This is a genomic window from Actinoplanes sp. NPDC051494 (genome assembly GCF_044454705.1).
In the GTDB taxonomy this organism is placed as follows: Bacteria; Actinomycetota; Actinomycetes; order Mycobacteriales; family Micromonosporaceae; genus Actinoplanes.
This window is the reverse complement of sequence record NZ_JBITDZ010000001.1, coordinates 1,247,732-1,261,065: the sequence shown is the minus strand read 5'-3', so window position 1 is coordinate 1,261,065 and position 13,334 is coordinate 1,247,732. Positions and strand designations below refer to the sequence as shown.

The window sequence follows — 13,334 nt, the reverse complement described above, 5'->3', positions numbered from 1 at the left end:
GTGTTCTGACTACCCAGGGTTGTGGGGTGCCATGCCTGCGGGTCGCGGAATGTCGGGGACCGGCTCGTCGGCGGCGACGGTGGCCCACATGACCTTGCCGGTGGGCAGGGCCAGGGTGCCCCAGCGGCGTGCCATCGAGTCGATGAGCAGCAGGCCACGGCCGCCGTACGAGGTCACCGGCACCGGGCTCCCGGTGAAGCGCGGGATGTCCGCGGAACGGTCGCGCACGGCCACGCTGATGGTGTCGCCGTGCAGGGCGAGCAGGATCGTCATCTCCGTGCGGGCGTGCGCGACCACGTTGTTGACCATCTCGGTCACCACCAGGCAGGCCGTGCCGCCGAGTTCGGGCACGTCCCAGGTGGTGCACGCCCGGGTGACGATCTCGCGGGCGACGCGGGCGGCACCGACGACCGCGTCGAGCGGGATGCTCAGAAAGCGTTCGGGGCTGGGGTCGCCGAGGGCGGCCTCGGCGGCGGCGGGGGTGGGCCAGATCGGCAGTCCGGCCCGGCGCCAGGCCCCGGTGTCACCGCCGGCACAGACCGCCAGCCGCGCTCCGGGCCATTCGGCGGCGCCGCGGGCCAGCTCACCCAGCACCTCGGCGGCCTCCGGGTGACCGAGGGCGAGGTCGCGGACGTCGATCACGACCGCTTCCGGTTGCCCGGCGAGGACGCCGAGAACAGCGGAGCGTACGAGTGGGGCGGAGCCGGCGTCGAGCACCCCGGCGAGCCGGACGACCGGATAGGTCAGCCCGCCGTCGACCAGGTGTCGGACCTCGCTCGGCATGATCGCTCCATTGTGCATAACGCGGATGCTTCTCGCATTCTCGGGCCTGGCGGGATTATCTCCCGAAATGCACTGTTTATGCCATTGGTGAAACGTGATGATGCCAACGCAATACCCCGTGATCGTTGGCTCATGCACCCACACCTGCGTCAGTGAGCACGCGCCGTGACGAATGGTGGTGCTGCGGCTCCGCATAACGCGTCAGCGCGATCACCGTCGCCAGGGTCACCACGAAGCCGACCGCCGCCAGCCATTCCCGGCCCGGATGGATCCGGTCACCGAGCAGCAGCAACCCGACGATCGCGGCCGGCACGGCACCGGCGGCGTCCATCGCGGCGACCGCGGCGGTCGTCGAGCCCCGCTGCATCGCGAGACCGAGCAGCAACTGCCCGACGATCGAGTGCGCGATCAGCACGTACAGCAGGGGGTCCGAGCACAGCCCGCCGAACGTGTGCTCGTTCGCCAGCGGCCGGGCGGCGATGGCGGCGGCCGAGAACGCGACTCCCGCCAGGGAACCGAGCACCACCGAGCCGGGTGCGCCGTGCAGGCGTACCGAGAAGAAGCCCAGCACCGCGATGACCAGGATCGCGACGGCCAGCCCGGCCACCGCGGACGTCGGCAGCTGGCGCGAGTGCGCCGGCCGCGCCGACAGCACCAGCGCGGTGATCCCGCCCAGCAGCAGGATGAGCAGCGCGATCTCGGCGAGCGGCAAGGTCCACTTCAGGATGAGTACGCCCAGAAGTGCCGTGACACCGAGTCCCGCCGCAACGCTGGCCTGCACCAGGAACAGGGGCAGATCCCGGCGCGCGAGGAACGCGAACACGAAGCCGAGCACCTGGCACCCCAGGCCCAGCAGGTACGCACGGTGCCCGGCCAGGCGTACCAGCAGCTGGGGATCGAACGTGTGATGCACCGTGGTGCGGGCCGCGGCCATGGACTGCAGCAGGTTCGCCACCCCGTAGGCGGCGACCATCGCTGCCAGGAACAACCAGCCCGCGGAGATCACCCGGCGAGAATAGTCTTGCCCCGGGCCAGTCGCGACAGGATCTCCTCGTGCAGGTGACCATTGGTGGCGATCGCGCTGCCGTCACCGGGCGCCCGCTGCCCCGTGAGATCGGTGAACACGCCACCGGCCTCGGTGACGATCGGGATCAGCGCCGCCACGTCCCACAGCGACAGCTCCGGCTCGACCATGACCTCCAGCGCGCCCTCGGCCAGCAACATGTACCCGTAGAAGTCGCCGAACGCCCGGCCCCGCCACGAGTCGCGCATGATGTCCAGCATGGGTGCGAGGTAGCCGGCCTGCTCCCAGCTCGGCAGGCTGGAATAGCAGAAACTCGCATCGCCGAGGTCGCGAACGGCGGACACGGAGAGTCGGGTGGCGGCCCGCTGGTGCTTGCCCGCATACGCTCCGTGGCCGATCGCGCCCCACCACCGGCGGCCCAGCGCGGGCGCCGAGACCAGACCCGCGACCGGGCGCTCACCCTCCATCAGCGCGATGAGCGTGCCCCAGATCGGCACCCCGCGGATGAAATTCTTGGTGCCGTCGATCGGGTCGATCACCCAGTGCCGGTTGCCCTGTCCAGCCGGGGCGGTGGAGCTGCCGAACTCCTCACCGATGACGCCGTCGCGCGGCCGGGCGCGGGCCAGGGTGGCCCGGATCGCCTGCTCGACGGCGGTGTCGGCGTCCGAGACCGGGGTCAGGTCGGGCTTGGACTCGATCGTCAGGTCCAGGCTCCGGAACCGGGCCATGGAGATCGAGTCCGCGGTGTCCGCCAGCAGGTGGGCCAGGGCGAGGTCGTCGGCGTAGGAAGACATGTGTGCCATTACTCCATGTGATCGCGAGGGTCCAGGTCACCGGCGCGGCTGCTGAGGAGCCTCCGGTACGACGCGAGCCGGCGCGCGTCGGCCTTGCCCGACGCGACCCACGCGTCCAGGGCGCAGTCGACGTCGGTCGCCGCGTGTCCGCAGTTGGGCGGGCATTCGACGGTGCCCTCCACCAGATCCGGGAAGCCGTGCAGCAGGCTGTCGGCGCTCACGTGGGCCAGGCCGAAGCTGCGGATGCCGGGGGTGTCGACGATCCAGCCCGGGTCGCCCTTCTTCTTGACCCGGGGCAGGCGCAGCGCGACCGCGCTGGTCGAGGTGTGCCGGCCCTTGCCGATCGCGCTGACCACGCCGGTGGCCCGCAGCGCCTTCGGGACCAGCCGGTTGACCAGCGTGGACTTGCCGACGCCGGAGTGCCCGACCATGACCGAGATGCGGTCGGCGAGATGCTCGCGCAGCTCTTCCAGGTCGCTGTCCGGCTGGACGAGCACATACGGCAGGTCGAGCTCGGCGTAGTAGTCGAGCACCTGCTCGGGCCCGGCGAGGTCGGCCTTGGTGAGACAGAGCAGCGGCTCGATGCCGGCGTCGTACGCCGCGACGAGGCACCGGTCGATGAACCCGGTCCGCGGCTGCGGGTCGGCGAGCGCGCTGACGATCACCAGCTGGCCCGCGTTGGCCACCACGACGCGTTCCAGGCGGCCCTCGGGCGTGGTGTCGTCGTCGTCCGCGGTGCGCCGCAGCACCGAGGTGCGCTCCGCGATGCGCACGATGCGGGCCAGCGCGCCGGGCGCGCCGGTGACGTCGCCGACCAGGGCCACCCGGTCACCGACCACCACCGACTTGCGGCCCAGCTCCCGGGCGCGCATCGCGGTGATGAGCTCGTCCTGGCTGTCCGCGTCCTCGCGGACACAGCCGTAACGGCCCCGGTCGACGGTGATGACCAGGGCCTCGATCGCGTCCTCGTGCTTGGGCCGGGTTCTGGTACGAGGCCGGGACGACTTGCCGGGGCGGACCCGCACGTCGTCCTCGTCGTACTCCCGTTGGCGTGCCGGCAGAATCAGCTCCCTGTCACGAGGCCGGCCCAGAGCTCGGGGAACTCGGGCAGGGTCTTCGAGGTACACGCTACGTCGGTCAGCTCGATGCCCGGCGCGGCGAGCCCGATCACCGCCGCGGCGTGTGCCATCCGGTGGTCGGCATAGGTCTCGAACGTGGCGGAGCGCAGTGGCCCCGGCGTGATGTCCAGCCCGTCCGACCGCTCGGTGACGCCGGCCCCGGCCTTGCTCAGCTCCCGGGCGAGCGCGGCGATGCGGTCGGTCTCGTGGAACCGGATGTGCGCGACCCCGCGCAGCCTCGACGGCGACCCGGCCAGCGCGGCGAGCGCGGCGATCACCGGGGTGAGCTCGCTGACCTCGGACAGGTCGGCGTCGATCCCGTGCAGCTCGCCGGTGCCGCGCACGGTCAGCCCGTCGTCGTCCTGGCTGACGTCGGCGCCCATCCGGGTGAGCAGCTCGACGAGGGTGCCGACCGGCTGCCAACTCTCCCGCGGCCACCCGGCGAGCGTGACGGCCCCGCCGGTGACCATCGCGGCGGCGAAGAACGGCGCGGCGCCGGACAGGTCGGGCTCGATCTCCCAGGTGCGTCCCCGCAGCGGGCCCGGCTCGACCGTCCAGACGTCGGGCACGCTCTCGTCGACGACCGCGCCGGCGGCCCGCAGCATGTGCGTGGTCATCCGCAGGTGCGGCGCGGACGGCACCGGCGGGCCCTCGTGCCGGAGCACCAGCCCCTTGCTGAACCGGGGCGCCGAGAGCAGCAGCCCGGAGACGAACTGGCTGGACCCGGACGCGTCGATGACCACCTCGCCGCCGGCGACCGACCCGGTGCCCCGCACGACCAGCGGCAGCCCGCCGGAGGGCGAGGAGTCGAGATCCACCCCGAGGGCCCGCAGCGCCTCGATGATCGGGCGCAGCGGGCGGGTCCGGGCGTGCGGGTCCCCGTCGAACGTGACGGTGCCGTCGGCGAGCGCGGCCAGCGGCGGCGCGAACCGCATCACGGTGCCGGCCAGCCCGACGTCGATCGCCGCCGGCCCGGTGAGCGGCCCGGGCCCGACCGTCCACACCCCAGCGGCCGCGCCGCCACGCCCGGCGTCACCGCCGCCCGCCGCGGTGTCGGCCGGAGCACCTCCGGCGGCACTGGCCGGAGCGCTTTCGGCGGTGTCGATCGTGGCGCCGAGGGAGCGCAGGGCGGCGGCCATCAGGGTGGTGTCGCGGGCGCGCAGCGGGCGGACGATCCGCGACGGGCCGTCGGCCAGCGCGCTGAGCACGAGTGCCCGCGCGGTCATCGACTTGGAACCGGGCAGGCTGAGGGCCGACACGACGGGTCCGGTCGCGACCGGGGCGATCCAGGGGCGGGCTGCGGCTGCTGTCACGGCCCCCATTCTGCCGGTCGGGTACGACAGGAAAACGCCCGGACGGGTCAGCGCCCCGCAAGCGTGCGGCGTACTGTCAGCCACATGTGCGGGCGATACGCGACAACCAATACGGAAGCCGATCTCGGCGAGCTCTTCGACGCTGTCCCCGTGGCCGAGTCCCTCGCGCCGAGCTGGAACGTCGCACCCACCGATCCGGTGCCGGTGGTCAGGGTCTCCGGCAGCCTCGGCAGCCGGGTGTTGGACACCGCCCGGTGGGGCCTGCTCCCGCCGTGGGCCAAGAACCCCCGCGACGGCGCCCGCATGATCAACGCCCGCGCCGAGACGGTCGCGGAGTCCCCGGCGTTCGCCAGGTCGTTCCAGCAGCGCCGCTGCCTGGTGCCGGCCGACGGCTGGTTCGAGTGGGTCCGCACCGGCAAGCAGCGCCAGGCCTATTACATGACGCCGCTCGATTCCTCGGTGCTCGCCTTCGCCGGCATCTGGACGAAGTGGCGGGGCGAGACCCTGACGTGCAGCGTGCTGACAACGGCCGCGCTCGGCGGGCTCGCGGAGGTGCACGACCGGATGCCGTTGATCCTGCCGCGGGAGCGGTGGGGGGCGTGGCTGGCCGGCGGCGGCGACGACGCGGGGGAGCTGCTGAGCCCGTTGTCGGCCGAGGCATTGGCGGCGATCGAGGTCCGCGCGGTCGGCGCCGGGGTCGGCAACGTCCGGAACAACGGTCCCGATCTTGTCGTCGCTGAGAGTGATGTCAACGTTGTCGCTGACGGTGATGAGACGCTCGGTGAGCGGCTGCCGGAGACGCTTTTCTGAGTTTCCGCCGAACCGCGCGGCCGGGCGGTAAACGGATGATCCCGGGCATGTCCAAATTGCCGGATCGTCAAGGATCACACGGCGTTAAGTGGCGATATGCTGGGGTTTTTAACTGGCAAGTTTGTTAATAGATAGATAAGACCCTTGTTCTGAACTCCTTTCGTGAGGTAAAAACCCAGCGCTGGTTGTGGTGACGGTGCGCATGGTGCGGACCTGTCGCCACTGCTCTACCGGCACCCACGGGGGAGGTGGGCTGATGACACGCGCACGTATGCCGCGTCCACATGAAGTTGCCATTGCACGACGGGATCCGAGGCTTCTGACAGCCATCGAGGAACGCAGCTCCGACGAAGCCTGGCGCACCCGCGGCGCCTGCCGCAGCGTCGACCCGGAGACGTTCTTCCCGGCGCCGAACGAGCCGACCGAGAGCGCGGTGTCGCTCTGCGGCAGCTGTGTCGTCCAGGGGCCGTGCCTGGCCTGGGCGCTCCAGGTCGGCGACACGCACGGGGTCTGGGGCGGGACCACGCCCCGGGAGCGCCGGGCCATGCTCGTCGCCTGGCGGGAACGCGTCGACCTGAACGGCGACCCGGTCGACGACTGCCCGGACGAGGAAGACCGCAAACTGCTCTCGCTGGAACCGGCGACGAACTACTAGCACCCGATCCGGTGGCGGCCTGTCGGGACGAGGGCCGTCACCGCTCCGGGTAGTAATAGCTGTGCCCAGTTTCGAGATCATCACACCACGGGGCCCCGCCGGAGTGCGGGTCACCGATCCCGCCGGGCCGGCCGTCGCACTGCTCGTGCTGGGCCACGGCGCCGGGGGCGACGTCGACGCCCCCGACCTGACCGCGGTGCACGACGCCGTCGTCGCCGCCGGGGTGCGGATCGCCCTGGTCACCCAGCCCTACCGGAGGGCCGGGCGGCGCGCCCCGGCCCCGGCCGGGCACCTCGACGAGGCCTGGACCGCCGTGGTCACCGAGCTCTCCGACCGGAGCCTGCCGCTGATCACCGGCGGACGCTCCAGCGGCGCCCGGGTCGCCTGCCGCACCGCCGCGACCCTCGGGGCCGCCGGTGTGATCGCTCTCGCGTTTCCGTCGCACCCGCCGGGCAAGCCCGAGCGCAGCCGCGACGGCGAACTGCCGCGCACCATCCCCACGCTGGTCGTCAACGGTGACCGGGACCCGTTCGGCGTGCCGGCCGCCGGTGGCCTCGTCGAGGTCGCCGTCCGCCCCGGAGCCGTCCATGATCTGCGCCGCGACCTGCCCGGGACCGCCGCGATCGTGCGGGACTGGCTGATCCGCAACGGCTGGGCCGAAGGTGGAATGCCGGACGCCTGAAGTCCGTTACACCACGCGGAAGGCTGTACGTCGGAAGGGGTCCTTGAGGTGCAAGCCGGAACAAGGTTCGTCGAGCGCGATGGGCTGCAGGCCCGCAGGGTGCAGGAGCTTCTGCACTCTCCGGATTGGCCCGCGGCATCCCCGGCGTCCGTCACGTCATCGGTGAGTGTCAGCACACCGGCGGTTTTCGAACCTGCCGGCGGGGCACTACCCGTATCCTCGGCGGTGCGGTCGAGGGGAGAGGTGCGGGTGACGCCCACAGAGCGGACAAGTAAGACCGAGCGCGGAGCGCGGACCAGAGTCGTGCGGACCGAAGAGGCCCGTGCGCGGTTCGAGCGCGACGCGTTGCCCTTCGTGGACCAGCTGTACGCGGCTGCGCTCCGGATGACGCGGAACCCGGCCGACGCCGAGGACCTGGTGCAGGAGACGTTCCTGAAGGCGTTCTCCGCCTTCCACCAGTTCGAAGAGGGCACCAACCTCAAGGCGTGGCTGTACCGCATCCTGACGAACACCTACATCAACTCCTACCGGAAGAAGCAGCGCCAGCCTGTCCAGGCGCCCACGGAGGAGATCTCGGACTGGCAGCTCGCCTCGAGCGAGTCGCACACGTCCGCCGGCCTGCGCTCGGCCGAGACCGAGGCGCTGGACCGGCTGCCCGACAGCGACATCAAGGAAGCACTGCAGTCGCTGCCCGAGGAGTTCCGGCTGGCCGTCTACCTCGCCGATGTCGAGGGTTTCTCGTACAAGGAGATCGCCGACATCATGGGTACGCCCATCGGCACCGTCATGTCGCGTCTGCACCGTGGCCGTCGCAACCTGCGCGTCCAGCTCGAGCAGTACGCCGCTGACCGGGGCATCAACCGGAACTCCGCCGCGCCCGCCGCACAGGAGGCGTGAGCGACGTGAGCGACGACCAGAAGACGGACTGCAGCGTCGTGATCAGCGAGGTGTATCTGTACCTCGACCTGGAATGCAGCGACGACCGCCGGCAACTGATCCAGGACCACCTGGACGACTGCACCGACTGCCTGCGCGAGTACGGCGTCGAGCACGAGGTGAAGGCGCTCGTCGCCCGCTGCTGCGGCGACGAGCGGGCTCCCCAGGAGCTGCGCGACCGGCTCAAGATCAAGCTCAGCGAGTACGTGGTCGAGGTGGAGACCCGGGAATACCTTCCCTGAGCTCCCCGCAACGTCAGAAGGGCCCGCAGCGTGACGCTGCGGGCCCTTCCTGTTCATCCACGGTCAGCTGTTGGGACGCTTGCCGTGGTTCGCTGCGCTCTTCTTACGAGCCTTCTTCTTACGGGACTTCTTAGCCATAACGGCCTCCCATCGTCTGCACTCCAACCCGCCGATCGTAGTCGGCCCCGCCGGACGGCTCGGCACGCCCCGTGTACCGCCACGCCTTGCGCATGATTGGATACCGTCAGCCGACTGCGCGACGAGGGGACTCACCATGGCCGACGAGATCCGTGCCGAGATGGTTGCCAATGTCTGGAAGATCGTGGCCGCGGCGGGCGCCGACGTCGCCGAGGGCGACACGCTGGTGATCCTCGAATCCATGAAGATGGAGATCCCGGTCGTCGCCGAGTCGGACGGGGTGCTCACCCAGCTGGCCGTCAACGAGGGTGACGTCGTTCAGGAAGGCGACCTGATCGCCGTCATCGGTTAGTGCGTCAGCGGCCGGACAGCCAGCGCCGGAGGCGGGCTGCCCGGGGGGATCGTTGCCGGGGGACGAGGGAGACGGCGAGGTCCTCCTCGGCCCGGGCGATGGCTGTCGCCCGTTCGCGGATCCCGGTGGGCAGGTTCGGGGTGGCCAGCGCCAGGTGGGCGATGGACCAGGCCAGACCGGGCAGGGTGGCCGCGTCGTCCAGGCGGCGGGTCAGCAGGGCCGCCACATCCGTACGCGCCGAGGGGTCCACCCACGCGTAGGTGACCAGGGCGAACAGGGCCGCCTCGGTGATCGTGTCGAGGCCGCCGGTGGCCAGGTCGGTGAGCAGGCGGCGGCGGGTCGACTCCGGCCAGGGCTCGTCGGTGCGGTGGTGCAACAGGCCGAGGCAGGCCCAGACCTGGACGCAGCGGCTCCAGAGGGCGGGGTCGTGCGCGGCCAGGGCCCGGCCGAGCTCGTCGCCGGGGGCCGAGGGCGGCCGGGCGATCAGCGCGAGCAGGTCCTCCGGTTCGACCAGGACCAGGCCGAGGGCGGCGTCGTACGCGGCCGGCGGGTGCGGCCAGAACGGGTGGGCGACCCGGCGCAGCCGTTCGACGGCCTCCGGGGTCGGGGGCCCGGCCACGAACGGTTCGCGGGTGGGGTCGGCCGGCGGGTCGGTGGCGGCCGGGACCCGGCTGAGCCAGGGCTGCTCGGCGCAGCAGTCGGCGAGGTCGGTGTGCTCGTGGCTGTCGTCGGGGTGGTCGCGCTGGAAGTCGGCGAGCCGCACGAGGTGGGCCAGGTCGCCGTCGGCCCGATACCGCAGGCGGTGCCCGGTGTGCACGGCGCAGTCGAAGTCGGGGTCCTGGGACAGGGCGCGGTCGATCCAGGCGAGCGCGTCGTCCATGCGGTCGGCGTCGGCGAGCGTGGCCGCGATGTCCGCGTACAAGGAGAGGTCTTCCGGGTCGTACATGACCGCCCGGCGCAGGGCGGCCAGCGACTCGGGGAGCCGGTCCGCGCTGCGGTACGCGTACCCGAGCCAGATCTCGGCCAGTTTCGAGGGTCGCAGCCGGGCTCCGCGCTGGGCCCAGTCGACGGCCTCGGTGGTCTCGCCGAGCCGGCGGGCGAGCGCCGAGGCGGCGCCGAGCAGCATCGCGTGATCGGCGTGGGCGTCGACGGCGTGCCGGATCAGGATCAGGTAGGGCTGCAGCGCCGCGCGTCCCGCCTCGGGGGCGGGGTCGCCGATCGCCGTGCACAGCTGCATGACGATGCGGGCGAGCAGGCCGGGTTCGATCCGGGCGGCCAGCTCGGGGTCGCGCATCCAGGGCACGTCGGCCCAGTCGGCGCCGGGGGTGTGGCCGCTGGCCGCGACCAGCAGCGGCAGGCCGTCCTCGGGGCGCCCGGCGGCGGCGAGCAGGTGGGCGCGGGCGACCACGGTGCCGACGAACGCGTGCTGCTCGATCGGGAACAGCTCCAGCGCGTCGTCGGTGCGCCCGGCCAGGTGGCGGAGCAGGTCGTGGGTCTCGGCCCGGTTGGGGGCGTGCGAGATCGCGCCGGCGATGTGGTCGGCGGCGCGGTGCAGGTCGCCGCGGTCCAGTGCGTCGCGTGCCTGTTCGAGATCGCGGTCGGCGGAGCGCCGGGCTTCGTCCATCGCCGTGCCTTCCTTGCCGCGCGGAGTCCGTCGCCGCCACGACGTCGGGCTCACCTAGGGGCCGGCCGAGCCCCGCAGGCGAGCCTAGGCGACGGACCTCGATCTGTCAGGCCCCGGTTTGCTGCGCACTAGTGCTCAAAACGTTGCGTTTGAGCACTCAAAAGTGCAAGACTGCGCAGCGCATGAGCATCAGTGCGCACGATCGGGAGGAACAGTGACGCAGCGAGGCCAGGGCATGGCGGCCGACATCGCAGAGCAGCCGGCGGGATACGCACGGTTGCTGGAAGGGGAGGCCGGGGCGGCCATCGCGCACGTCGCGGCCACGATCGCCGAGCAGCCCCCGAAACACGTCGTCTTCGTCGGCCGCGGCACGTCGGACCACGCCGCGCTCTACGGCGCCTACCTCACCGAGATCCGGCTCGGCATCCCGGTCGGGCTCGCCTCACCCAGTGCGATCACGCTGTACGGAGCGCGCCCCGACCTCGCCGGCGCGCTGGTGATCGGCGTCAGCCAGAGCGGAGGCTCACCCGACCTCACCGAGGTGCTCAAGGTCGCCCGTGAGGGCGGTGCCCGCACGCTCGCGGTCACCAACAACCCGGCCTCCACCCTCGCCTCGGCCGCCGAGCTGTCGATCGACGTCGCCGCCGGGCACGAGCGCGCGGTCGCCGCCACCAAGACGTACACCGCGGAGCTGCTCGCGCTGCTGCTGCTGGTCGAGGGCATCCGCAACGGCGACGGCACGCTGCCGGCCGACGAGCGGGCCGCCCTCACGACGCTGCCCGAGCTCGCCGAACGCACGCTCGGCGGACACGGCGCCGACGAGCTGGCCCAGCGCTACCGCTTCGCGTCGCGGCTGGTCACCACCGGACGGGGATACGCCTACCCGACCGCCCGCGAGACCGCGCTCAAGCTGATGGAGACGTCGTACCTGCCGGCGCTCGCCTTCTCCGGCGCCGACCTGCTGCACGGCCCGCTCGCGATGACCGACCCGGACGTCCCCGTGCTCGCGGTCGTGGGCAGCGGACCCGGCGGGCAGTCCATGACCGAGGTCGTCACCCGCCTCGGCGAGCGCCGCGCGGACGTGGTGACCATCGGCGCCCACGACATCGCCGGGGCCTCGGGCCGGCTGCCCGTGCCGGAGGTCGACGAGCGCTACGCGCCGCTGCTCGACATCCTGCCGCTGCAGAAGCTCGCCCTGTCGCTGGCGCTGGCCCGCGGCGAGGACCCCGACGCGCCCCGGGGCTTGAAGAAGGTGACCGCCACCCTCTGACGCGAACCGCGCGGCGTGGACGTGGCAGGCTTGACGCGTGTCCACGCTGCGCGATCTAGCCGAAGAGCACACCGGCCTCGGCCCGCCCGGAATCGATCACCTCACCCGGCTCGCCGGCGACTGGCAACTGCTGTCCGACCTCTCCTTCGCCGACCTGCTGCTCTGGGTGCCCGTGCGGGGTGAGCCGGGGCAACCGCGCTCGTTCCTCTGCGTCGCCCAGGTGCGCCCGACCACCGCGCCGACCGCCTACCAGGACGACCAGGTGGGCAAGATCGTCGGCGGTCCGGAGGTGGCCCACCTCGACATCGCGTACGCCCAGGGCCGGATCTGGCGCGAGGGCGACCCGGTCTGGTACGGCGACACCCCGGCCCGGCACGAGGCGATCCCGGTGCGGCTGCGCGGCGAGGACGACCAGGTCGAGATCATCGGGGTGATCGGCCGCGACACGAACCTCTCCACCGCGCGCACGCCCAGCCAGCTCGAGCTCAACTACCTGACCACCGCCGACGACCTCGCCCAGATGGTCGCGGACGGCACGTTCCCGCCGCCCCCGCAGGCCGGCGAGACCACCTCGGCGCCCCGGGTCGGCGACGGCCTGATCCGGCTCGACGCGGTCGGCAAGGTCACCTACGCGAGCCCGAACGCCCAGTCCGCGTACCGTCGGCTGGGTTTCAACGCCCATCTCGTGGGTGAGGAGCTCTCGGTGCTGTCGGCCCGCCTCGCCACCGATCCGCTCGAGGGCACCGACGCCGCCGAGCGGATCCTCACCTCACTGCGCGGCGAGGCCCCGCCACGCAAGGAACTCGAGGCGCGCGGGGCCACCGTGCTGATGCGGGCCCTGCCGCTGATGCCGGCCGGCGTGCCGATCGGTTCCCTGGTGCTGGTCCGCGACGTGACCGAGGTCCGCAGCCGGGACCGCGCCATCATGACCAAGGACGCGACGATCCGCGAGATCCACCACCGGGTCAAGAACAACCTGCAGACGGTGGCGGCGCTGCTGCGCCTGCAGGCCCGCCGGGTCAACGCCCCCGAGGCCCGCAACGCCCTGCTGGAATCGGTGCGCCGGGTCGGCTCGATCGCCCTTGTCCACGAGACGCTCTCGATGTCGAGCGAGGAGGCGGTGGAGTTCGACGGCATCCTCGACCGGGTGGCGACGGCCGCCTCCGACGTCTCGGCCACCGAGGTCACCGTCAAGATGCGCCGCGAGGGCACGTTCGGGGTGCTGCCCGCCGAGATCGCGACCTCGCTGGTCATGGTCCTCAACGAGCTGCTCATCAACGCCGTCGAGCACGGCTTCCCGGCCCCGCCGGAGGACGCCCCGGAACCCGAGCCGTCGATGGTCCCGCCGGAACCCACCGGCGAGGTGGTGGTCTCGGCCCACCGCTTCCGCAAGCAGCTGCACGTCACGGTCGCCGACAACGGCCAGGGCCTGCCGCCGGACTTCCACGCGGAGGCCAGCGGCCGCCTCGGCCTGCAGATCGTGCGAGCCCTGGCGACCGGTGAGCTGCGCGGCACCATCGAGCTCCGCAACCGCACCGGCGGCGGCACCGAGGCCGTGCTGGTGGTCCCGCTCGGCAAACGCTGACCGGACCC

The 13,334-nt window shown here is 72.1% G+C and carries 15 protein-coding genes; 8 read left to right on the top strand and 7 right to left on the bottom strand.

The window, feature by feature from the left end:
- Positions 1-9: 9 nt before the first annotated feature.
- From ACIA6A_RS05845 to aroA, 5 genes are all read right to left on the bottom strand, one after another.
- Positions 10-783 carry an ATP-binding protein gene (locus ACIA6A_RS05845; RefSeq protein ID WP_396096219.1) on the bottom strand — a complete coding sequence of 258 codons (774 nt, stop codon included), beginning with the start codon at positions 781-783 and terminating at the stop codon, positions 10-12.
- A gap of 130 nt (positions 784-913) precedes the next feature.
- Complete coding sequence (locus ACIA6A_RS05840; RefSeq protein ID WP_396096470.1) at positions 914-1,756, bottom strand: hypothetical protein; 843 nt, start codon at positions 1,754-1,756, stop codon at positions 914-916.
- A 29-nt stretch (positions 1,757-1,785) separates the two neighbouring features.
- Positions 1,786-2,601, bottom strand: coding sequence for a histidinol-phosphatase (hisN, locus tag ACIA6A_RS05835; protein WP_396096218.1), 816 nt, complete (start codon positions 2,599-2,601; stop codon positions 1,786-1,788).
- Between the two features lie 8 nt (positions 2,602-2,609).
- The gene (gene rsgA, locus ACIA6A_RS05830) at positions 2,610-3,662 is read right to left on the bottom strand and encodes a ribosome small subunit-dependent GTPase A (protein WP_396096469.1); all 1,053 of its coding nucleotides are present in this window, start codon (positions 3,660-3,662) and stop codon (positions 2,610-2,612) included.
- 2 nt (positions 3,663-3,664) lie between these two features.
- Positions 3,665-5,041, bottom strand: coding sequence for a 3-phosphoshikimate 1-carboxyvinyltransferase (gene aroA / locus ACIA6A_RS05825; protein WP_396096468.1), 1,377 nt, complete (start codon positions 5,039-5,041; stop codon positions 3,665-3,667).
- A gap of 75 nt (positions 5,042-5,116) precedes the next feature.
- Between aroA and ACIA6A_RS05820 the strand changes: the two genes are divergently transcribed.
- The 5 genes from ACIA6A_RS05820 (at position 5,117) to rsrA (ending at position 8,357) form a co-directional block, all read left to right on the top strand.
- The gene (locus ACIA6A_RS05820) at positions 5,117-5,842 is read left to right on the top strand and encodes an SOS response-associated peptidase (RefSeq protein WP_396096217.1); all 726 of its coding nucleotides are present in this window, start codon (positions 5,117-5,119) and stop codon (positions 5,840-5,842) included.
- Positions 5,843-6,098: 256 nt separating this feature from the next.
- The gene (locus ACIA6A_RS05815) at positions 6,099-6,497 is read left to right on the top strand and encodes a WhiB family transcriptional regulator (protein ID WP_396096216.1); all 399 of its coding nucleotides are present in this window, start codon (positions 6,099-6,101) and stop codon (positions 6,495-6,497) included.
- A gap of 61 nt (positions 6,498-6,558) precedes the next feature.
- Entirely contained in the window at positions 6,559-7,179 is a 621-nt protein-coding gene (locus ACIA6A_RS05810; protein ID WP_396096215.1) for an alpha/beta family hydrolase, read from the top strand.
- Between the two features lie 48 nt (positions 7,180-7,227).
- Positions 7,228-8,076 (top strand): sigma-70 family RNA polymerase sigma factor, encoded by an 849-nt coding sequence (locus tag ACIA6A_RS05805; RefSeq protein ID WP_396096214.1) that lies wholly within the window; start codon positions 7,228-7,230, stop codon positions 8,074-8,076.
- The gene (gene rsrA, locus ACIA6A_RS05800; RefSeq protein WP_396096213.1) at positions 8,073-8,357 is read left to right on the top strand and encodes a mycothiol system anti-sigma-R factor; all 285 of its coding nucleotides are present in this window, start codon (positions 8,073-8,075) and stop codon (positions 8,355-8,357) included. Before ACIA6A_RS05805 ends, rsrA begins: the two co-directional genes overlap by 4 nt.
- Positions 8,358-8,420: 63 nt before the next feature.
- Here rsrA and ACIA6A_RS05795 read toward each other — a convergent pair whose 3' ends face one another.
- On the bottom strand, positions 8,421-8,495 hold the full coding sequence (locus tag ACIA6A_RS05795) for a 50S ribosomal protein bL37 (protein WP_369814844.1): 75 nt from the start codon (positions 8,493-8,495) through the stop codon (positions 8,421-8,423).
- Between the two features lie 136 nt (positions 8,496-8,631).
- Between ACIA6A_RS05795 and ACIA6A_RS05790 the strand changes: the two genes are divergently transcribed.
- Positions 8,632-8,847 carry a biotin/lipoyl-binding carrier protein gene (locus tag ACIA6A_RS05790; RefSeq protein ID WP_396096212.1) on the top strand — a complete coding sequence of 72 codons (216 nt, stop codon included), beginning with the start codon at positions 8,632-8,634 and terminating at the stop codon, positions 8,845-8,847.
- Positions 8,848-8,851: 4 nt separating this feature from the next.
- On the opposite strand, the gene ACIA6A_RS05785 is transcribed toward ACIA6A_RS05790, so the two are convergent.
- Entirely contained in the window at positions 8,852-10,471 is a 1,620-nt protein-coding gene (locus ACIA6A_RS05785; RefSeq protein WP_396096211.1) for a hypothetical protein, read from the bottom strand.
- A 235-nt stretch (positions 10,472-10,706) separates the two neighbouring features.
- On the opposite strand from ACIA6A_RS05785, the gene ACIA6A_RS05780 reads away from it, so the two are divergent.
- Together ACIA6A_RS05780 and ACIA6A_RS05775 are read left to right on the top strand one after the other, a co-directional pair.
- A complete protein-coding gene (locus ACIA6A_RS05780) occupies positions 10,707-11,741 on the top strand; it encodes an SIS domain-containing protein (protein ID WP_396096467.1) in 1,035 nt (344 codons plus the stop codon).
- A gap of 37 nt (positions 11,742-11,778) precedes the next feature.
- Positions 11,779-13,326 carry a sensor histidine kinase gene (locus tag ACIA6A_RS05775; protein WP_396096210.1) on the top strand — a complete coding sequence of 516 codons (1,548 nt, stop codon included), beginning with the start codon at positions 11,779-11,781 and terminating at the stop codon, positions 13,324-13,326.
- The last annotated feature ends 8 nt before the right edge of the window (positions 13,327-13,334 follow it).